This is a genomic window from Paenarthrobacter sp. NPDC091711, assembly GCF_044756605.1.
Lineage (GTDB): Bacteria > Actinomycetota > Actinomycetes > Actinomycetales > Micrococcaceae > Arthrobacter.
In genome coordinates this window covers 444289-465297 of the sequence record NZ_JBIVTF010000002.1, presented here as the reverse complement: position 1 = coordinate 465297, position 21009 = coordinate 444289, and the positions used below count along the sequence as shown (strand labels likewise).

Annotated in this window: 15 protein-coding genes; 9 read left to right on the top strand and 6 right to left on the bottom strand. The window is 62.5% G+C overall.

The annotated features are described in order from the left end of the window. Positions 1-32 precede the first annotated feature (32 nt). On the top strand, positions 33-611 hold the full coding sequence (locus tag ACIQH5_RS05460; protein ID WP_400400975.1) for a GNAT family N-acetyltransferase: 579 nt from the start codon (positions 33-35) through the stop codon (positions 609-611). Here the strand turns inward: ACIQH5_RS05460 and ACIQH5_RS05455 are convergent. Continuing rightward, complete coding sequence (locus ACIQH5_RS05455) at positions 604-2157, bottom strand: putative bifunctional diguanylate cyclase/phosphodiesterase (protein ID WP_400400973.1); 1554 nt, start codon at positions 2155-2157, stop codon at positions 604-606. The two genes, ACIQH5_RS05460 and ACIQH5_RS05455, sit on opposite strands and share 8 nt — an antisense overlap. Positions 2158-2159: 2 nt before the next feature. Next, positions 2160-3212, bottom strand: a complete 1053-nt coding sequence (locus ACIQH5_RS05450) for a hypothetical protein (protein ID WP_400400971.1) — start codon at positions 3210-3212, stop codon at positions 2160-2162. 107 nt (positions 3213-3319) lie between these two features. Between ACIQH5_RS05450 and ACIQH5_RS05445 the strand changes: the two genes are divergently transcribed. Further along, complete coding sequence (locus ACIQH5_RS05445) at positions 3320-3490, top strand: hypothetical protein (protein ID WP_017199100.1); 171 nt, start codon at positions 3320-3322, stop codon at positions 3488-3490. Positions 3491-3694: 204 nt separating this feature from the next. Here the strand turns inward: ACIQH5_RS05445 and ACIQH5_RS05440 are convergent, their stop codons facing one another. Then, a complete protein-coding gene (locus ACIQH5_RS05440) occupies positions 3695-5338 on the bottom strand; it encodes an ATP-binding protein (protein WP_400400969.1) in 1644 nt (547 codons plus the stop codon). Between the two features lie 217 nt (positions 5339-5555). On the opposite strand from ACIQH5_RS05440, the gene ACIQH5_RS05435 reads away from it, so the two are divergent. Together ACIQH5_RS05435 and ACIQH5_RS05430 are read left to right on the top strand one after the other, a co-directional pair. Beyond that, complete coding sequence (locus ACIQH5_RS05435; protein ID WP_400400967.1) at positions 5556-5939, top strand: STAS/SEC14 domain-containing protein; 384 nt, start codon at positions 5556-5558, stop codon at positions 5937-5939. Between the two features lie 19 nt (positions 5940-5958). After that, positions 5959-6771, top strand: coding sequence for a class I SAM-dependent methyltransferase (locus tag ACIQH5_RS05430; protein WP_400400965.1), 813 nt, complete (start codon positions 5959-5961; stop codon positions 6769-6771). Between the two features lie 66 nt (positions 6772-6837). Here the strand turns inward: ACIQH5_RS05430 and ACIQH5_RS05425 are convergent, their stop codons facing one another. Beyond that, positions 6838-9057: a S9 family peptidase gene (locus tag ACIQH5_RS05425; protein ID WP_400400963.1), complete on the bottom strand. Its 2220-nt coding sequence runs from the start codon at positions 9055-9057 to the stop codon at positions 6838-6840. A gap of 268 nt (positions 9058-9325) precedes the next feature. On the opposite strand from ACIQH5_RS05425, the gene ACIQH5_RS05420 reads away from it, so the two are divergent. The 5 genes from ACIQH5_RS05420 to ACIQH5_RS05400 are packed head-to-tail and all read left to right on the top strand — an operon-like array spanning position 9326 to position 16572. Beyond that, the gene (locus ACIQH5_RS05420; protein ID WP_400400961.1) at positions 9326-10057 is read left to right on the top strand and encodes a glycosyltransferase; all 732 of its coding nucleotides are present in this window, start codon (positions 9326-9328) and stop codon (positions 10055-10057) included. Continuing rightward, positions 10054-11532: a glycosyltransferase family 4 protein gene (locus tag ACIQH5_RS05415; RefSeq protein WP_400400959.1), complete on the top strand. Its 1479-nt coding sequence runs from the start codon at positions 10054-10056 to the stop codon at positions 11530-11532. Before ACIQH5_RS05420 ends, ACIQH5_RS05415 begins: the two co-directional genes overlap by 4 nt. A 28-nt stretch (positions 11533-11560) precedes the next feature. Beyond that, positions 11561-14605 carry an oligosaccharide flippase family protein gene (locus tag ACIQH5_RS05410; RefSeq protein ID WP_400400957.1) on the top strand — a complete coding sequence of 1015 codons (3045 nt, stop codon included), beginning with the start codon at positions 11561-11563 and terminating at the stop codon, positions 14603-14605. Between the two features lie 2 nt (positions 14606-14607). Next, complete coding sequence (locus tag ACIQH5_RS05405) at positions 14608-15753, top strand: glycosyltransferase family 4 protein (RefSeq protein WP_400400955.1); 1146 nt, start codon at positions 14608-14610, stop codon at positions 15751-15753. Continuing rightward, entirely contained in the window at positions 15754-16572 is an 819-nt protein-coding gene (locus ACIQH5_RS05400) for a PIG-L deacetylase family protein (RefSeq protein ID WP_400400953.1), read from the top strand. It begins immediately after the preceding gene. Here the strand turns inward: ACIQH5_RS05400 and ACIQH5_RS05395 are convergent. Then, complete coding sequence (locus ACIQH5_RS05395) at positions 16564-17484, bottom strand: diguanylate cyclase (RefSeq protein WP_400400951.1); 921 nt, start codon at positions 17482-17484, stop codon at positions 16564-16566. The two genes, ACIQH5_RS05400 and ACIQH5_RS05395, sit on opposite strands and share 9 nt — an antisense overlap. Further along, the gene (locus ACIQH5_RS05390; protein ID WP_400400949.1) at positions 17481-20981 is read right to left on the bottom strand and encodes a response regulator; all 3501 of its coding nucleotides are present in this window, start codon (positions 20979-20981) and stop codon (positions 17481-17483) included. The genes ACIQH5_RS05395 and ACIQH5_RS05390 overlap by 4 nt, the downstream gene beginning before the upstream one ends. Between the last annotated feature and the right edge of the window lie 28 nt (positions 20982-21009).

Here is a 21009-nt window from a genome sequence, read left to right as displayed (position 1 = left end):
ATGATTGGCCCGCACCTAGTAGCCTCGGAGGCATGCCCGAAATTGAGCTTCCCATCATCACCGATCGACTCATCCTGCGGCGCTTCGAGGCCGGGGACCTTGAACGGTTCCATGGATACCAGTCTCTTCCCGAAACGGCCCGGTTCCTTTTGCGCAACGAGCTGTCCAGGACCAAGTCCATGGAGGTCCTGGGCCGGTACGCGAACTTCGAGTTCAATCAGGAAGGGGATTGGGTGTGCCTGGCCATCGAGCGCAAGGATCACCCCGGCCTGATGGGCGAGGTTGTGCTGAAGTGGCTGGAGGGGACCGGGCAAGGGGAGTTGGGCTGGATACTGCATCCGGAGGCGCGTGGCCACGGCTTTGCAACTGAGGCGGCCGAGGCTGTGATGAAACTTGCCTTCGAGAAACTCGCCTTCCACCGCATCGACGCCAAACTGGACGCACTCAACGTTGGATCTGCAGGCATTTGCCAGCGCCTTGGCATGCGGCTCGAAGCAACCCTGGTGGACAACTGGCACTACAAGGGTCAGTGGGCCACCGAGAACATCTACGCCATATTGGACTCGGAGTGGCGCACACGGCACCACCCATGGACGCGGACCATCAAGTGACTGGCCAGGTCTTGTGGTGCTTCAGTTGTTCGGTCAGCTGCGCCTCGGGCAGCGGTCGGCTGAAGTAATACCCTTGGCCGCTGGTGCACCCAATGCTCAACAGGTAGTCGGCTTGCTCTGCGCTTTCGATTCCCTCCCACACGGCGGCCAATCCACAAGCACGGATCAACTGAAGGACAGCAGCCAGAAGGGCCGGCTGTGCGGGGTCGCTGCCCAAGGCGGAAAGCAACGTCCGGTCCACCTTGACCGTGTCCACGGGCAGTTGGCGCAGGTAACTGATGGAGGAATAGCCCGTGCCGAAGTCGTCAATTTCCAAGCCCACTCCAAGGCGCCTGAGACTGTTGAGCGTGTAGCGGTCCAGGTCGTTGCCTTGGATGACAGCGCTTTCGGTCAGCTCCAGGACCAGGAGCGAAGGATCCAGATCGGCGGACGTCAAGGCCTCGCGGACATCTTCAATGAACTCCAGCCGCTGCAGGTCGGCAGCGGAAACGTTGATGCGCATGCTGAAGTTGTGGCCCGCCGTAAGGGGGTCGCTGCGCCATTGTTTCAACTGCTCGACGGCGGTGCGGAGCACCCATCCGCCCAGATCGGAGATCATCCCCGTTTCCTCGGCGATGGGGATGAACTCGTCCGGCATGATGATCCCACGGGTGGGGTGGTTCCACCGGACCAGGGCTTCCACGCCTTCAATCCCGCGGGTGTCCAGCCTGATGATGGGCTGATAATAGAGCACTAGCTGGGAACTGGCGATCGCCTCTTTGAGTTCCCCCACCATCTGATTCCGCATTTGCCGGGCCAACAGCATGTCAGGCTCGAACACCTTCAGCTTGCCGCGCCCGTCCGCCTTGGACTCGTACATGGCGATGTCCGCTTCCATCATGAGCTCTTCCGCCCGTTGGCCTGGATCGGCCATGCGCAGGCCCATGCTGACCCCGCAGCGGAGATGTTGGCCCTCAATTTCCATGACCTCCACCACGGCAGAGAGAATTCGGCTGCCGATGGCGCTGGCCTCCGCGGGGGCCACTCCCGGAAGCAGGACGGCGAACTCGTCGCCGCCCATGCGGGCCACCATGTCCTGCTCGCGCACCGCGGCGCTGATACGGGTGGCCACTGTTTCCAGGACTTTGTCACCGATGGTGTGCCCCAGGGAATCGTTGATGGCTTTGAAGCCGTCCATATCCAGTAGGAGGATCGCCGGCCGCTTATTCCCTTGCGCGCCGATCGCTTGGGCCTCACTCAGGGCGGTGGCGAAAGCGGATCGGTTACTCAGGCCCGTCAGGGGATCGGTCATTGCCATGTGCTGCATGGCCAGGTGGGCTTCATTGAGCTGTTGTGTGCGGGCCTCTACCCTCTGCTCCAGCTCTTCGTAGACGATCTGAAGATCTTCGGCCAGGAGGTTGGTGCCCATAATCACGGCGTCAATCTCATCGCGTGCCTCGGAGACAGGGATCCTGGTGTTCAGGTCGCCCGCAGCCAACCGGACGATGCCCTCCAGGAGCAGCCCCAGCCGGGGGTCGTTCGCGGAATATGATTCTGCGTCAGACATGCTCACTCCCCGTGTGGCCTGCCCCGGCGCCCGACACTCTGCCGAAGATGCTCGCGAACCGCTGCGCTGCGCTCCGGCAAAGCCGCCTGGTCGAAAAGTTTTGCTGCTTCTTCGAAAGCAACGAGGCTTTCATCAATTCGATGGGATGACAGCAATGTCCGCCCATAAAGGAAATGCGCCTCGGCGGACGTTTGGGTGGCCAGAATGGAGGAGCGGGCGCACAGCGGTTCAAGGATCGCCAAGGCCTGCTGCATATCACCGGCGAGGTAATTCCAATGGGCACGGACCAAGGACATTTCCAAGTGATCCCGCTCGGATCCGCCCACAATGTCCGTAGCGAGTTCCGCTCTCTCAATGCAGCGAAGTGTGGCCGCGTCACCGAGTTTCGCCTGGAGGCGCATTTCGGCCGAGGCACGGTTGAAGCGTGCCCACAAATCAACATCCTTTGACGGGGAAAGCCTTTCGGCGGCCAGATCGTGATACCGGCTCCCATCCGCTACCCGGTCCGCCAGGAAAGCTACGTTGCCGATCACCCAGTACCCCTTGCCCGCGGTGTCCTCATCAACGTCATCGGTAATCAAGGTTTCCAGAACAAGACATTCCCGCCATGCATCATCCAGCAGCCGGCTCTCGGCCAGTGCTGCAATGAGGGCGCGCTGGGCCAGGACCTGGACGTAGAGGAGATCGGGGTCCGTAGCGGCGAGTTTTGCCGCGTCGGCCGCCATGGTTGCGGCTTCGGCAAGGCGCCCGAGTCCTTGGAGCCCAATGGCCACCATTGTTCCGGCCTTGGCGCCGAGCTCGGGGGAGGAAGCGGTAAGACTGTGATCGTTCAGGGCGATGGCAAGTGCCAGGTAGTCTTCGATGCTTCCCTGATCACGGAGGCATTCAGCCTGCAGGTAGCGCATGTTCCACCAGGCGGTTTCATCGCCGGCATCGCGGGCGAGTTCGGCCGCTTCGGCGGCCAAACTGAAGGCCTCGTCAAAGTCCCGCGCTTTCCATTTGGCGCGTGCATTGAGTCCGGCAACAAGGTGGGGGGCCAGGTGTGGACTTTGCATATGCCCATTATCCATGTCATTGCGGAAGAAAAGCTCGTATAGTTTGCCCCGTGACTTTATTCAAGTCACAGTCATCAAATTCGCATCAGTACGAAAGGGCATAGCGGATGAAAAAATTTGCGGCAACCCTGCTCATGGCGGCGGTTCTGGCAGTAACAGGATTCGCTGCTCCGGCCAATGCCGAGCCTACGCAGGACAGCACGGCAATCGGCTGGTGGCCGAACAGCACCACCACGGGTAAGACGAACACCACCAGCATCGGTTGGTGGCCGAACTAAACATTGGGGGAGCGCCTCTCGAGGCCATATGAGCTAAATTGATGCCCCGGGCTGTAGCCCGGGGCATCAGTTTTGTTTCGTTGGATGTCGATCATTTGTGACGGCAGAGCAAATCTTTGGGGCCCTGCATTGACACCACTGTCATACCGCAGGCCCCACTCGACTACCTACCGGCTGGCTGCTGCGGGCCTGTTCACGTCTGATCTACGGCCCGCCCACCGGCAACTCCACCGACACCGTGGTTCCGGACCCCAGGGTGGAGTCGAAGACCATGCGGCCCATGTGGCGGCTGATGATGTCGTTGGCGATCGCCAGGCCCAGCCCGCTGCCGGGCACTGCCGCTGAGGTGGCGTTGGAAGCGCGGTAGAACCGGGTCAGGATGTGCGGGAGATCGTGCTCCGGGATACCCAGGCCGTTGTCCGCAATTTGGACGAGCGCAGAAGGGCCACCGTCCTGGGAGGCTGACAATGCGCTGGTGATGCCAACGCGGCCACCCTCGGGAGTGAACTTGATGGCGTTGGCAACGATGTTCGTGAACACCTGTTCCAGCTTTGCCTCGTCCGCCGTGACCTCTATGTCTTCGGTAGCCTCCGTGAAGGACACGGAAACGTGGCGGGACTCTGCCTGTGGCCGGAGCGTTGCCACCACCACTTGGAGGAGTTTGTCGATATCAACGGGTTTGAGGTCCAGGTTGCTGCCGTCCTGCATGGAGACCGTGAGCATGTCCTCAATGAGCCTGCGCAGGCGGTCCGAGTTCCGGGCAATGACTTCCAACATTTTTCTGATGCCGTCGGGAACAGGCCCCCCGGAACCGTCCTGGATCATATCGAGGTAGGCAGTTATGGAGGTCAACGGTGTCCGCAGCTCGTGGTTTACGGTGGCCAGGAAGTCCGTCTTGGCCTTATCCAGTTGTCTCAGTTGGTGAAGGACTCGCTGCTGGGCGCTGATGAGGTGGCCTTGGATGAGTCCGTGGGCTACGTTCCCGGCCACGTGCTGCATCAAGGCGATCTCTGGACGGGTCCAGTCGTGCCGTTCCTGCACAGTGGACAGGAGGATGATGCCCATGGCGGAAGCGCCTTCGCCAACGGGGAGCAGCACGGTGGATACAGCTTTGAGCTCTCCGGACCACTCCCTCAGTGCCTTGGCGATCTTTGAGTCCGGGTCTTCCCGGTGGTCCGCCACGGCGAGGACGTCAGCGTCGGCCCACAGCTTGTTGGCGGTCTCAGAGATGATGTTCTCGCTGTCGCCCAACCTGGCGGGCAGCAGCGGAAGGCCGGGACGGTTCCATTGAGCACGGATGCTGGGGACCCGTTCATCCCGGAAAGTAGCGAACCACACATGGTCCACGCCCAGGGCCACGCCGAAACCCCGGACCACGTGTTCTGCGATGAGCTGCGGATCATTGGTCCGTCGGATTTCCGAGGAGACGTTTCGGAGGCTTTCGCGCAGCGCTTCGATCTCGCCGCGGGAGCGCCCACGTTCCCGTGCACGTCCAATCAGGGTTTGAACCCGGTGGACGAGCTCCCCGGGGCGGACCGGGGTGATGACGTAGTCCGCTACGCGCCAGGATTCCACTTCTTCCAGATCCACGGTCTCCTGCTCATCAAGGAGCAGCAGCACAGGAACTCCGGGGCTGCCCAGGCCGTGGGCGAGGGCATTCTCGACAACCACCACTGAGGGGTGTTGTTGCTGAAGAAGGGAGGTCATGGAGGCGGTGTCCGTGGCAGGAAATACCTGGAAGCCCGCGGCATCAAGCGCGGACGTAGTGGCCGCCAAACGGTCATGGTCTGAGTCCGCCACGACAGCCGAATGCGAGGCATGCTGCTCCCCGGCAACGGTCTGGTCCACTGAGCCCCTTCCGTTCCAACGTTCGTCCGCAGTGATTCAGGATTTGGCAACACCCTATCAGCGGCATTGGGGCCAGCGGACGCCCGCATGGAAATGGGCTTTCTGAGTCGTGGGTCACACCTTTACATTGGCTCCTGGATTCGACAGCCTTGAGGGAGTGAGCGCGGGGATCCATCCTGGTTTTTCCTGCAGCTGTGTTGATTGCTCGAGGAGAATTGTGGACCACCCAGCTACACCGCAAGACCACCAAGAGGTGACGTTCGATTTAGAGCTCGAAGAGCCCGGGATCCTGCGCCTGACGTGGCCGCGTGGGGCCCGGATCAAAGAACCGGATGCGCAAAGGGCCATGGACAGGGTCAACGAGCTCTGCGGAACGGACCGGCACCCCATGATTGTTGATATGGCCACCACGGACGATGTCACCAGGGGTGCCCGGTCAGTTTTTGCCAAACCATGTCAGGCTTCCCGGATCGCCCTCTGGGGCTCGTCCCCGGTGGATAGGGTCATTGCCAATTTCTTCCTGGGGATTATGAAGCCGCCATGTCCTACCAAGTTCTTTACCTCCGAAACAGAAGCGTTGGAGTGGTTGGTGGAGGCGTAGCGCCCCATATATTTGGAGGATGTTCTCCGCGCTCAAAAAGTACCTGCTGATACCCCGGCTCATCAGGCTTTCCTCGGCAGCCCCCAAAGATCCACTGACGGCCTGGGATCAGTACTGGGGCAACGTCCGTTCAACCGGTGCCACCGGCGATGTCTTGTGGGATTCGGGAAGCGCTCATGAACTCAACGGCTACCTTCCCTGCCTGTCGCAGCTGGACCCCACCCTCCCCATAGTGGATGTTGGGTGCGGGAACGGCAGTTTCACCCGGCTCCTGGCCCAACATTTCCCGCTCGCCCTGGGGCTCGATTACTCCCCCCACGCAGTGGACCGCGCCCGGCAGGAGGCATCGGGGATAACGACGGCGGCATTCGCAGTGTGCGACATGACGGCACCTGACGCCGCGCAGACCGTGGAAACGGCTCTCGCGGCTGCGGGCTGGACCGGGAATGCGAACGTGTTTATCCGCGGCGTCCTGCACGTATTGGACCGCAGCGGCCAGGCCGCTTTGGCCGCGAACTTGCTGCCCGTCGTCGGGACCCGCGGTGGCGTTTTCCTGGCCGAGACCAACTTCCCGGGCACTCCCGTGGACTACGTCAGCCACCTCGGAGCCACACGAAAATCCATTCCGGCGCCGCTCGAGGGAGCAATCCGGGGACTGCCCATGCCCGGCCGTTTCGGAGCCGCGCAACGGGCCAAGGCCTTCCCGACGGCGGACTGGAACCTCGTGGAGGAAGGTTCAGCGAGCATCGAGACCCGCCCGTTGAGCAACCCGACGTCGCCGGATCTCATCCCGGGCTACTACGCACTGCTCCGCGCCCGTCAACCCAACTGAGTAGCAGATCGGGTCGTTCCCAGCCCTGGGAACGACCTGATCTGCTACTCAGTTGGGTGCGCTTGCCTACTTGAGGCCGGCGCCGGGGAGCAGTTCCGTGGCACCGAGGGAATCAGCGATGAAGGCGTAATCCCATGCCCGCTCGCGCCACTGCACGTACCGGCCGGATGCACCGCCATGGCCGCCATCCATTTCGATCTTCATGACGATCGGCTCGGAACCTGTGGATGCGGAGCGCAGCGCCTGGACCCATTTGGCCGGCTCAACGTAAAGCACTCTGGTGTCATTGAACGACGTTACGGCAGCGATTTTGGGGTAGGGCGCGGCCTTCACATTCTCGTACGGAGTGTACGACTTCATGTAGGCGTAGGCCTCGGGGTCGGTGATGGGGTTGCCCCATTCTTCCCATTCCAAGGCGGATAGCGGAAGCTCGGGGTCCAGGATGGTGGTCAGAGCATCCACGAACGGCACCTGGGCCACCACGGCAGCGTATTTTTCCGGGGCCATGTTTGCCACCGCGCCCATGAGCAGGCCACCAGCGGATCCACCCATGGCAGCTATCCGCGAAGGATCCACCCATCCGGAACCTGCCAGCCAGTCCGTGGCTGCAATGAAGTCCGTGAAAGTGTTCTTCTTGGTGAACTTCTTGCCGTCCTCGTACCACGTGCGTCCAAGTTCACCGCCGCCGCGGATGTGGGCGATCACCATGACGATTCCGCGGTCCAGGAGGGACAAACGGGCCACGCCAAAGCCCGGATCCATGCTCATTTCGTAGGAACCGTAACCGTAAACCAGCCCGGCGCCAGTGCCGTCCTGCGGGACCGAAGCGTGACGCAGCACGGACAACGGCACCTTTGTGCCGTCGTCGGCCGTTGCCCATTCGCGGGTGGCGACGTAATCCGTTGCCGAGTAGCCGCCCAAAACCGGGCTTTCCTTGCGAAGCAGCAGCTCGCCGCGGGGCTGGTCTGATGTTGGCAGGACGAAGTCATAGACGCGCGACGGCGTGAAGTACGAGGTGTAACCCATGCGGATCACCGGGGCTTCGTAATCAGAGCCGGAAACGCCCGCGGTGTACAGCTCTTCATCGAAGGCCGGCTCCACGGGAGCCCCCTGAGCAGCCGTACCCAGTCCGGTCAGCGGGAGTACCTGCACGCGCTCAATGGTGTCCTTGCGGACGGACAACACCAGGTGCGTGGACGTCACGCCCGCGCCGTTGACGCGAACATCCCGGGAATGCTCGACGACGGTGCGCCAGTCCTGCTCGGCCAGCGGCTTGGTGAGCTCTGCCGGGTCCACAAGGCTCACCATCGAGTTGATGGCGTCCTTGTTGTGGGTGAGGAGCAGGGTTTCCTTGCCCTCGAGGAGGAAGGGCTCGGCCTCGTAGAGGACGTGATGGTCGCGGGAAATCACGGTGCTGAGACCGGCCTCGTAGGAGTCGAACCGGAGCAGCCGCGTTTCACTGAACTCGGAGCAGCCGATGCTCAGCACCAGGTGGCGGCGGTCCGAGGAGAGGTCGAAGCCGAGCCACATGGCGACGTCGTCTTCCTGATAGATCACTTCATCCTCAGCTACAGGCGTGCCCAGAAGGTGGGATTTCACCTGATAGGGCCGCCAGGAATCGTCCACCACCGTGTAGAAAAGCCTGGTGCCGTCAGGGGAGAAAGCCACCCCGTAGAAGATGTCCTCAATGACGTCCGGGAGGAGCTCCCCGGTGCGCAGATCCTTAATTCGCAGAGTGAAGCGTTCGTCTCCGGAGTTGTCCACCGCGTAGGCGTAAAGGTTGCCGTCAATGGTCACGGCGGCGCCGCCCACGCTGAAGAACGGCTTGCCCTCGGCTTCAATGTTGCCGTCCAAAAGAATCTGCTCGCCCGGAATCCCGACGCCTGCTTCAACGGCCGGAGGAGTCCAGTCCGCCACAGGATCGCCGGTGTTGTTGGCCAGGACCCGGCATTGGATGCTGTACTCCTTGCCCTCCACCGAACGGCTGTAATACCACCAGCCGTCCTTGCGGCTGGGCACGGAAAGATCCGTCTCCTGGGTCCGGCCCTTGATCTCTTGGAACATAGCCTCGCGGAGTGGTTCCTGGTGCGCCGTGACCGCCTCCTGGTAGGCGTTCTCCGCCTTGAGATGGTCAACAACCTCGGAGGATTCCTTGTCCCTGAGCCACTCATAGTTGTCCACGAAGACATCGCCGTGGTGTTCGCGGCGGGTGGGGATCTGCTGGGCGACAGGAGGCTGGAGAGTAGGTTCCTTGGCAGCGGCAGGCGCGGAAGAAGTGTGGCTCATGTGGCCACTCTATAGACGGGCTCTGACACAGAACCAGCAATTTCGCTCAGAGCGCCCGGGACCGCGGGCAAGGAGTAAGTAGGTCCATCATTTGGACACACCGCCCGGACCGGCGTCATGACTTGCGTGGTGGGTCCACTCCATAGAGTGCGAGCACGATTTTCGCCCCCGTTCCCGGATATTGGAGATTCAGATGGTTCCACTTCACGCGCATAGTGTTCAGACCCTCAGGAGGGGTCGACTCCAGGTAAAACGACATCCAGCCTCTTTGCGTCGCTCCCACGTAGACCTCGAAGTCATCATTCCTGCCTACAACGAGGCTGGAAGGATTTCCAGCACACTGACGCAAACGGTGGATTTCCTGGCAGTTCAGCCATGGTCTTCGCGCATTGTGGTGGTGGACAACGGCAGTGTGGACGACACCGCCGCGGTGGTCCGCCGCATATCCCGGGAAACCCGGGAAAACGGGGATGCGGTGCCGATCTCGCTGGTGGGGTGTTCCCGTCGCGGGAAAGGGGCAGCTGTTCGCCGTGGCCTCCTGAGCGGAACGTCCAGATTTACGGGCTTTTTCGACGCCGACCTGGCCACGCCGCTGGAAACGCTCACCGAAACCATGGCTCATCTCGCAGGTGGGGCAGCGGCGGTTATCGCCTCCCGCCACGCCCCGGGTTCCACCTTTGTTGTGCCCCAACACCTTGGGCGCAGGATGGGCGGCACCGCCTTCCGGGTTCTGACCAAGTCCAAGGTCAAGGGCATCCAGGACACCCAATGCGGCTTCAAGTTCTTTGAGCGGGACGCGCTCACCGCTGCCATGGTGCAGTGCCGCAGCACCGGGTTTGCCTTCGATGTGGAGCTTCTCCTTCGGCTTCAGGACAACGGGGCCAGCATTGTGGAACTGCCCGTGGCGTGGACCGACGGCGCCGAGTCCACGTTCCGTCCCTTCCAGGACGGAGTGGCCAGCTTCGCCTCGGTGATCCAACTTCAGAAGGCCGCATCATGACGGACGCCTCAACGGACCTGAATTCCCCCGGCAGGCTCGCTGGAAAGCACGTACTGGTGCTCAACTGGCGCGACGTCAGGCACTCCCAGGCCGGCGGCGCAGAGCAGTACATGCATGAAATTTCACGCAGATGGGTCAACAGCGGAGTCCGTGTCACGTGGTTTACGGGCCGCGACGCCGGTCAGGCGGCCGAGGAGGTCATTGACGGCATTCGCATATTGCGCGGTGGCGGAGCACTCTCCATCTATGGGTATGCAGCACTCCGGCTCCTGCGTACCAACGGCTGGTTCGATGCTGTGGTGGATTGCCAAAACGGAATCCCGTTCTTCTCGCCGTTGTTCCTGCGAGGGGACATCCCCATCGTCCAGCTGGTCCACCACGTTCACCAGGATCAGTTCCGTACCCGGTTCTCCCCGCCCATGGCCGCGGTGGGCCGCTTCCTCGAAAGCAGCGGTGCCAGGACGGTCTATGGGCAGCGTGCCATGGTGGCGGTCTCGCCTTCCACCCGCATGGACCTGCGGGAACTCGGATTCTCGGCCCCCATCCATGTGGTGCCGAACGGAACCATCGACATTCCGCCGGCTGTTGCCACCCGGGCCGCGGAGCCCACCATCGCCGTCGTGAGCCGCCTTGTGCCCCACAAACGATTGGACCTGCTGCTGGGACAGTTTGCTGTGGCGGCGCGGAAGCTACCGCATCTGCGTATGGACATCATTGGTGACGGGCCCGAACGGGCACGGCTGCAGCAATTGGCAATGGACCTTGGTTTGGACCACGCCGTCACTTTCCACGGATACCAGCCCAACCAGGTCCGCGATGCTGTGCTGAGCCGCGCCTGGATGACAGCTTCCACATCGGCCTCGGAAGGCTGGGGTTGCTCCGTGATTGAAGCAGCAGCGTGGGGAGTTCCGTGTTTGGCTTTGCGGGTCCCGGGTATCAGGGATTCCGTGGTGGACGGCCGCACCGGATGGCTGGTGGACAACCCCACGGACTTGGGCAGCGCCATTGTTGATGCCATCACCGAGTTGGCTGCGCCCGAGGCAGCCATCATCGTCTCCGGCGAGTGCCGCGAATGGGCCCGTTGCTTTAACTGGGACCGCAGCACCAGGCTTCTTACCGGAGTGCTGCTGGAGGAAACCTTGATGCGAAGGGACGGGGGAGACCCCCTGGCCTCTCATTCGGATCTATCCACTGTGGTCCAGTTCGAATTGCCTGGTCAGTTCGACGTGCCTGGCCACTTGGGATCCGGTGACGCCGCGTTCATGGCCGCGCTGAAGCCAACGGATGAATATGCAGTGGTTGACGGCCACGTGTCCATCATCATGAAAGGCCGCGATGAGTTCGAGGCCTTTGCCGCGATGAAAATGATCGGAGTGGCCTCGCCGGAAATTCACTCCGCAGGCCGCAGCACTTTGCTTGCCGGGCCCGGAAGCGTCTTCGCGCCGGCGGATGCCCTCGATGGTCTGCAACGGTAGCTGATCGGTGGCTATATCCGAACAAACAATGACCACAGGAACAAGCTTGAGGCCAAGAGCCGATGGCAGGAAAGGGGCACCGAATCAAGACGCCAAAATAGCTCAAAACAGTGGCTTCCTAGCTGTGTCGGCCGGGTTGGTGGGGGTGGTGAGCTACGCCTGCTCCCTGCTCATGGCCAACATGCTGGGCACAGAGGATTACACACAATTTGCGGCCGCCGCCATGATCCTGGGCGTGGTGGGAATCGTTGCCAACGCACTGGTCCCGCTTCCTCTCTCACATGTGGTGGCTGTCCACAGGCAAGGATCCGAAGAGCGACAGAACGGCATGGCCTTCTCAGTCTTCGTCTCCTGCCTGGCCGGACTTGCGGCCGCCACCATCACAGGCGGCGTGACGCTGGCCATCGCTACGCCGGACCTGGCGGCTGCCGTAGCTCTCGCCGCCTTTGTCATTTTCGTTGTGAATGCGCCCGCAGGGTGGCTCCAGGGAGAGCTGCGCTTCACGTGGTACGCCATGTCCACCATCGGCGAGGTTGTCCTCCGGCTGATCTTCAGCCTACTGGTCATTGTGATGGCCTGGAATGCCGGGGGAGCGATCCTCGGCTTTGTGGTGGGTTGCCTGGCGCCGCTGGTGGTGCCGTGGCAGTTCTATCGGGATCTCCGCTGGCGTCCCCATGTCTTGCTACAGAGGTGGCGATGGGCTGAAACCTCGGATATCGCGTCGGTTCTATGTGTCGTGTCCGTGCTCGTGGGACTGGACGTCATGGTGGTTGGCTTCCTGGATAGCGGCTCAGTGGACGCCGCCGGCTTCCAGGCGCTCGCAACAATAGCCAAGGGGCCCGTGTATGTGGCAGCGGGTACGGCTTTGGTGGCTTTTCCGCTCTTGCGAACCCCGGGCGCGAAAGTTGGTGCGGTGCTTGGTGCTTCCTTCGCGTCTTTCGGGCAGCTCGTGGTGGTGGCCTTCGCTATTATCGCTACCGCCCCGCCCCTGATGTCCGGGCTCATAATTCCGCAGAAGTACCACGGCTCCCTTGGCCTCCTGCCATGGCTGGCGGCTTCCGGTCTCGGCTATGCAGTCCTGATGGTGCTTTCCACCGTCCTCCTTGCCATGCGCGCCTACCGCCGCTGCCAAATAGGGCTCGCTTGTGCGTGCCTCTTGGTGATTGGCGGGCTGTGGATCGGCTGGCAACTGAACGCCGTCACAGGAATGGCCGTTGGCTCGGCTGTTGGCGCTGTGACTGCCTGTGCGGTCCTTGCCGTCCTGGCACGCCCGGCCCTCGCGGCTGCCCACCCCGGAAGGGGCGCCCGCACGTTCCTCGTCCAGGCAATCATCCTGATCGTGACCCTCGCAGTCGCCGCGCAGTTACAGCCTCTGCTCTGGTTTGCCATTGCCGCCATCAGCGGCATCACCGTGCTTGCCCACCAGCGCGGAATGCTGCCGCACAGGAACGACTTCAGAAAGATACGACGGCGGCAGGTTGGCAGACGCAGTAAAGCGACAGGCCGCCGGTCCAAGCCTGAATCATCATCTCCGAGTCCTGTGGTGGCGTGGAGACGCTGGGCGCTTTCGAGCAACCTGACCGCATTTATCGCTGTGGTTGCTGCCGCGTTCGGCCTGCGCGCCCTTGGCCTTGAACGAGGCTTCGAGCTGTGGGTGGACGAAATGTTGTACGTCCGGCTTGGTGAGTCCGTAGCCGCCGGCGAGTTCCCCACCCTGCCTGATGGGCCTTTCTTTCTCCATCCGCCCGGGTACTTCCTCCTGGAAGCCGGGGTAGTGAACATCTTGGGGATCACCGGCGAGATCATTGAGGTGACGCTTCAATTACGTTGGCTCAATGCGGTGATGGGCGCGCTGACTGTAGGACTGGGCTTCCTGCTGGTACGAAGACTTGCAACACCCACGGCAGCTTGGCTCACGGCGGTGCTGTTGGCATTCGAACCGTTCATCCTGAGGAACAACAGCCATGCTTTCCTTGAAACCACGGCCATGGTGCCGGGGCTGGCTGGTTTGCTGTTCCTGATCTCACCCCTCGGGTCTCAGCACAAACCGCTTCCCTTCCTCAAGCTTGCGACTGCCGGACTCCTGCTGGGGTATTCCATCCTCTGCAAGGACTTCTTTTTCATCTGCACCCTGGCTCCCGTGATGGCGGCCATGGTGTGGAAGAGGTCCTTTCATTGGCGGAAGGGACTGGTGGTCGTGGGCTTTGGCTTCCTGCCCTACGGGGTCTACCTGATGGTGGTGGCCGCGCATGGCCACTTTCCCAGCTGGGTATGGGCAAAAAGCAATGGCCTGGTGCGCATGTCCGGCGTGGAGAAGTCCACGGGTTTTACTTCCGAGGGTTCACCGAGCATCGTGTCCAGGCTCATCGAACAGAGTGGACACTTCGGGACCAGCTATTTCCTGTTGGGCCTCTGCCCGGTGGTTGGCTTGCTGTTGTGCTTCAGCCACCATGCCGGCCGTCGTCTCATTGGATTGGCGGGTTTGGCCCTTGGTGCAGCGGGTGCTTACAGTGCGGTGTTCGGCACTTTCGAGGAACAGTACGGCTACGGCGTCATGGTGGCCGGCGCCATCTGCTCGGTTCTGGTGGTGGTGGAAATCCGGGAGAGGTACCCCAAGACCCGCAAGACCTTGGCCGTCATCAGTGTCTGCTATGTGGTGTTGACCGTGATTTTGGGGCTTCGCACGGCCCTGACCACGGACAACGGCTTTGTCCGGGCCAATGACTGGCTGCGGGCCAATCTTCCTGCCGACGCGCGGATCAGCGTTACCAACAGCACCGGCCACTTCGCCTACATGCACGATTCACGGTTCGGGATTTGGCCTTCCGCGCCACTCATGAAAGAGAACGGCGTCAGCTACATCCTGACCCAGTCGAAGCCCACCAGCCAGGGCTACGGCTATGCAAACCCCACCATGCTGGCCTGGCTGAAGGAGCACGCCACTCCCATGGTCACAACGCCTGGTCCCACCAACGGTGAAACCACTGTCTGGTACGTGGATGCCGCTGCCCTTGATGCAGCCGCCGCGGACGGGATTGGCGAGCCTTCAAAAGAGTTTGGGACGGAAAAATAGAGATGAGAGTTTTGCATTTGGGCTTTGAAGACCCCCGCATGCCCGGGGCGGGCGGAGGATCAGTAAGGACCCACGAAATCAACCGCCGCCTGGCGGCAAAAGGCTTCCGCATCACTGTCCTGACCACCCGGTATCCCGGATGGCAGGATCGCATGGAGGACGGCGTGCACTATGTCCCCATCGGCATCGGAGCGGGAAAGAACCGCTTGACCAGGCTGGTGGCCTATGTTGCCCGGTTGCCCTTCGAGGTACGCAAACGCCGATCCACTGCCGAGCTGGTGGTTGAGGATTTCTTCGCCCCGTTTTCCACCATGGCCGCACCACTATGGACTCAACGTCCCACCATCGGTGTTGTCCAATGGCTTCACGCCAGGGACAAGGCCCGGCAATACAAGCTTCCCCTGCACTGGATAGAGCGGCTGGGCGTTCGGAAGCACCGCAGACTCATCGCGGTTTCCCAGGGCATCGGGGAACGGCTTATGGACCTGAACCCGGACCTGCACGTGGACGTCATCGGTAACGGTGTGGATCCCGGCATCTGGAACACTCAACCGCACCTCGGAAAGGATGTCCTCTTCCTGGGGCGCCTGGAGTTCGGGCACAAGGGCCTGGATCTCCTTCTGGAAGCCTGGGCCCATGCCTGCGAGAGGGTGGAGGGCAACCTGCTGATCGCCGGCACAGGCCCGGACGACGAACGGTTGCGCACATCCATCCGGGAAGCCGGCCTATCCGATCGGGTGCAGATGCTCGGTTGGGTGTCCGGGGAGAAGAAGTTCCAGATACTCAGCGATGCCCGACTGTTGGTGGTGCCTTCCCGGCACGAGACGTTCGGGTTGGTGGCCATTGATGCGCTTGCGGCAGGTACTCCGGTGATCGCCTTCGATATTCCTTGCCTGAAGGAGATCGTCCCTCCGGGCACGGGGTGGATTGTGGAAGCCTTCGACGTCCAGGCCTTGGGGGACGAGATTGCCCGGCGCTACCGGCAGGCGGGGCTGGAGCATGTGGGTGAGCAGGGACGGAAATTCGCTGCCGGCTACAACTGGGACGCGCTCGCCGGGATGCAGGCGCAGGCATACGGCAGTGCGCTCACCGAACTACTGAATCCCCAACCCGGCCGGATGCATGCCCGCCACGTTGAAAGGTCTTGAATGCCGCTCCCATCACGAGTTGAACGTTCCCTGGCAGGCGACGCCCCGTGGCTGTTCCTCTCACCCCATCTGGATGACGCAGTGTTGTCCTGCGGCGCGTTAATTGAAGCGCAGGCCCAAGGGCGCCAGATCATCGTGGCCACGCTCTTCACCGAGGCAACACCGGCGCCGCATACGCGCGCAGCACGGTCCTTCATGCGTCAATGCACCGTTCCGGAGGCCGGGGAACTGTTCCAGGCGAGGCAGTCCGAGGACCGCGCCGTGCTGGCGGACATGGGAGTGCAATCCATCCATCTGGGGGAGGTGGACGCACTGTTCCGACGCCGGCGCAAGCCACCGGTGTTGGGGAGCAGCGCATGGGACCGGCTGCTTCCGGAGCTGACTCACCGGTACCCCACCTACAGGTTTGATATCGCGCTGGGCAGGATCGCAAAGGGCGATCACGCGCTCATCAGACAACTCCGCACCGATGTCGCCGGACTCATGGCGCAAACCAAAGCCGAACTGCTGTTCTGCCCGGCGGGGGTGGGGAAGCATGTGGACCACCTCATCACCCGCGAGCTCGGCAAAGGACACCCGGAGAACGTGGTGATGTACTCGGACTTTCCCTACGATCTGACGGCCGGCCCGGATGAACAGCAGCTGTCCAGCATGGGATTCGTGCCGTGGACCTGGGACACAGGGCTCGACGCGAAACCCGGGCGGATCAGGCAGTACCCCACGCAGGCAGATGCGCTGTTCCCCGGCGGAGTTATCCCACTGAAACCGGAAACGTACTTTGTGCCTGGCGGGGGTGAGCTTCCGGCACGCTCATTCTGACCGGAGGGCACCGGCCAGGGACACGCGGTTCCGGCCGGAGGCCTTTGCCGCGTACAGCGCCAAGTCAGCTTCCCGCAATAGTTGCTCGGTTCCGGCACGGTGACCACCGGTAAACGCCGAGATGCCCGCACTGATGGTCAGGACGCCGTCGGGATCGCCGGAATGTTCGATCCTCAAGTCCTGCACGGCAGACCGAACACGCTCCATGACAATCCGTGCGTCGTCCGCCTGCTGATCGCGCAAGACCAGGAGAAATTCTTCGCCGCCAAATCTGTAGACGCCATCGGACTTCCGGACCTCGCCTGCCAGTGTTGCCGCAATGGAAATCAGTGCGGCGTCACCCGCCTGGTGGCCGTAAATGTCGTTGTAGCTCTTGAAGTTGTCCACGTCCACCATGGCCAGGCAGTAGTCGTGCTCCATGGTGCCCCCACCGTGCAGTGTGCCCAGGTCTTCGGCCAGCTTCAGGCGGTTGTGCAGTTTTGTGAGGGGGTCGGTCCGTGCCTGCTCAGTCAGCGCTGAACGGTACCGGGCAAGGTCCGCATGCAGCGAGGTGATGCGGTGTGCCGCCAGGAGACGGATGTGCAGGCTGAACGGATCCAGCGGTTTAGTGACGTAGTCATCAGCTCCGGCTTCCATCCCGGCCAGTACGTCTTTACGCGAACCATGCGAGGTCACCAGGATCACGTAGGTGTAGCTGTCCTCCTCGGCGGCCCGGATGGCGCGGCATAGATCCAGCCCGTTCAGGCCGGGCATCATCAGGTCCGTCACCACAGCTTCGGGGCTGTGTTCCTTGTAGAGCTGCCATGCCGAGTCACCGTCGACGGCCACGATGCATTCGTGCCCGGACTGCTCCACGGCGGCCTTGGTGATCATCCTGGAGATCTGGTCGTCGTCGGCGATGAGGATTTTCATGACGTTCCCCGTAGTGGTGCTTCCCGCAAGTGTGCCCCCGTTAGTGTGTGTTCAAGTGCTTGGTCCACGCGTATGAGTTCGGCGTGCAATTGGTCCAGCAGCAGCGATCCGCTGGCTCCAAGGTCCGGTCCTGTCTGGTTTCCGAGCCGCTCCAGTTCCTTGCAAAGGCCGGCAGCACCAGTGGCTCCGATGTTAGCGGCCGCCCCGGCGAGCTTGTGGGCTGCGGCTGCCACAGTGGCGGCTTGTCCGGTGACCAGCGCCGAGCGCATCGTCGCCAAGGCTCCTTGGGAATCCTGCCGGAAAGCTTTGACGGCTTCAGGCAGCAGACCCAAACCGTCGGCGGGCCCCAGCTCGCGCAGGATTTCCAGCCGCTCCAGGTCAAGGACAGATGTCGACGCCGGTGCTTCCGCCTGCTGTTGCGCCGTATCCGGCGCGGCGACGGCGTCCGAGGCAGCGGCGTCCGCCCCCGCATCCGGCGCGGCAACGGCGTCCACCCCGCCATCCGCCGTCGACTCCTGCTCTTGTTGCGGCACCCACCGTGAGAGTACTTCAGCGAGTTTTGCCATATCCACGGGCTTGCTGATGTAGTCATCCATTCCCGCAGCGAAGCAGCGCTCGCGGTCTTCGTCCAAGGCTCCGGCCGTCATGGCGATGATGGGGATTCTTGCCGAATGGCCGTTGCGGGCACGGATGGCGCGGGTCGCGTCGAAGCCGTCCATGACGGGCATGTGGCAGTCCATGAGCACCGCTGCGTAGGTGCCGGACAGGGCAGCGGAGACGGCTTGTTCCCCGTCGTCCACAATGTGCACCTCGTAGCCGAGCCGGTTGGCCATTCCCCGGGCCACCAGCTGGTTCACTTCGTTGTCCTCGGCCACCAGCAGCTTCCCGAGCCGCGGTACAGGATCCGCCGTTTCACCACGGAAGGCAAGCACCGGCGGGGTAGATGCGCCGGCGGTCTTGGTGGCCAGCACCCGCAGAAGACGGTTGTAGAGCTCGGAGCTGCGGACGGGTTTGGTGAGGTATTCGCGGATTCCGGCGGAGGTGAGGTCGCTCCTTTCCACCTGCATGGTGGAGGTCAGCAGGATGATCCCCGGGCCGCCGGAGCCGTTGGCGTCGTCCTTGATCTTGCGGGCAAGTTGGAGCCCGTCGATGTCTGGCATGCACATGTCCACCACGGCGATGTCGTAAGGGTGGCTCGATCGGGTCGCAGCACGGTATTCGTCCAGTGCGGAGGCGGCGTCGGCTACTGAGACGGGCAGCATGCCCCAACTGGCCAGTTGTGTTTCCAGCACCAGGCGGTTGGTTGCATTGTCATCCACCACCAGCACCCGGCGTCCCGCCAGCGTGGCGGGCAAGGATTCCATGTCCGAGGCGGCCGGGCCAACAGGCAGGTCAAGGTCAAACCAGAACCGGCTGCCCACTCCAGGCTCGCTCTCCAGGCCGATTTTGCCACCCATGACTTCCGTGAGTCGCCGGGAGATGGCCAAGCCCAGGCCGGTTCCACCGTAGCGGCGGGTGGTGGAGGCATCTGCTTGGGCGAAGGATTCGAAGAGCCTCTGATGATTCTCGGCGCTGATGCCAATGCCGGTGTCTCTTACCTCGAAGCGCAGTGAAGCTGTGTTCGGGTCTTGCGCCACGACGGAGACCTGGACTTCCACTTCGCCGGAGGGAGTGAACTTGACGGCATTGGATGACAGGTTCAGCAGGATTTGCCGGATGCGGCCGGCGTCGCCCATCAGGCGGGCCGGAACGTCCGGGTGGCAGTAGGAGATGAGCTCCAGGTTTTTCCCCTGCGCGGCTTCCACCACCAGTCCCGCTACTTCTTCCACCAGCGCCCGGGGGTCGAAGACGTTGATGTCCAGGTCCACTTTCCCGGCTTCAAGCTTGGAGAAGTCAAGGATGTCGTTGATCAGGGTCAGCAGGACCTCACCGGCGCCTTTGACGCCTTGGGCGTACTGCCGTTGACCCTCGCTGAGCGGCGTGTCCATCATGAGCGAGGTCAGGCCGATCACCGCGTTGAGCGGGGTCCGGATCTCATGGCTCATGGTGGCCAGGAACTCGGACTTGAGGCGGCTGGCCTCCAACGCGGCCTCGCGGGCTGTCAGGAGTTCCTTCTCGGCAGCTTTGCGTTCGGTGATGTCCCGGCTGATGGTGGCTACGCCGCGGATGCCGGATTCGCCCCGCACTGGCGACAATGTCACGGACACGGGAATAACCTCGCCGTCGTCGCGTCGCCGCTGGCTTTCGTAGTTCTGCACCTCGCCGCTTTGCGCGGTGTTTTCCAAGGCGAGGCGTTCGTTCGCCAGCAGGTCCTGCGGAACGAAGAAATCGCCCTTCCGCCCGATGGCTTCCGACGCCGGGTAGCCGAAGATGCGCTCCGCGCCGGGGTTCCAGCTGGTGATCACGCCATCGGGGGTCTCGCCAATGATGGCGTCTCCCGAGGAGTTGACGATTGCTCCCAGGCCCTCAAGCTCGGCAGTGCGTTGAGCCACCTTCGACTCGAGATCGCGGGTCAGTGTCACATTCTCGACGACGATGAGCACCTGCCTCACGATCACAAACACCACCACCACGAGCCCGGTGATCAGCAGGACCCGGTCCTCCCCGATGGGACGGGAGCGCGAGAAGAACACGGCACTGAACACGGGCAGGTAGGGGAGCAGCTCGAGGGCGGCCGCATAGGCGCGGCCGTCCTTCTGCGTGGTGCCCGCTTCCGGAAGCAGAGGGCTGAGTCCCACCAGCAGGAAGGCAAACACCCACCCCAGCGCCAAAGGGGATCCCGTGACTCCCCCCACGCCTTGGAGTGTCAAGCTCATATACGCCAGGTCTGTAATGGCGAGGATCCAGAAGCCGACGCCCAGGCTCAACCAGGGCAGCCGACGCCCACGGGCGGCGCGCATGGTCAGGACGATCACTACGGAGACCATGAAGACGTCAGCGATGGGGTAGGCCATCTGCGTTGTGTGGGCAAAAGCATCCTGATCGGTGGCCTCTGCCAGGGGGCCCAATACGGAACTCCATGCAATGAAGAAAGTGGAGCTGGCCACCACTCCTGCGTCCAGAATGGTGCGGCGCAGCGGGATGGGCCGCCCTTGGCCTTTCAACAGCAGCACCAAGCCGATGGAGGTGGGCAGCGCGTACCAAACAAAACCGATATCCGCGAAGGACGGGAACGGGTACTGATGATTCAGGGTGATGCCGTTGATGGTCCACACCGTTTGCCCGGCGCTCCAGATGGCCAAGCCCGCCACGATGAACCAGCGGCCGGAATTGTTGTCCCGGCGTCTCCGGGCGGCGAGGGCGTGTGTGGTCAGCGCGGTGAGTGCAGCGATAAGGATTGCCAAGTCGCCGGCGAGTTGCGCCGTCGAGGTTCCTGCTCCGCTCGCCAGTCCGAATGCCAACAGAACCAAACAGACCCCAACTGGCACCAGGAAGAGCGGCAAAACCTGCCGCGTGGACCAGCGCAGTGGAGAAACCCCGTGCTTAACTTGTGCCACTGAACCCCCGCCTTCAAAAGTGGCCTTA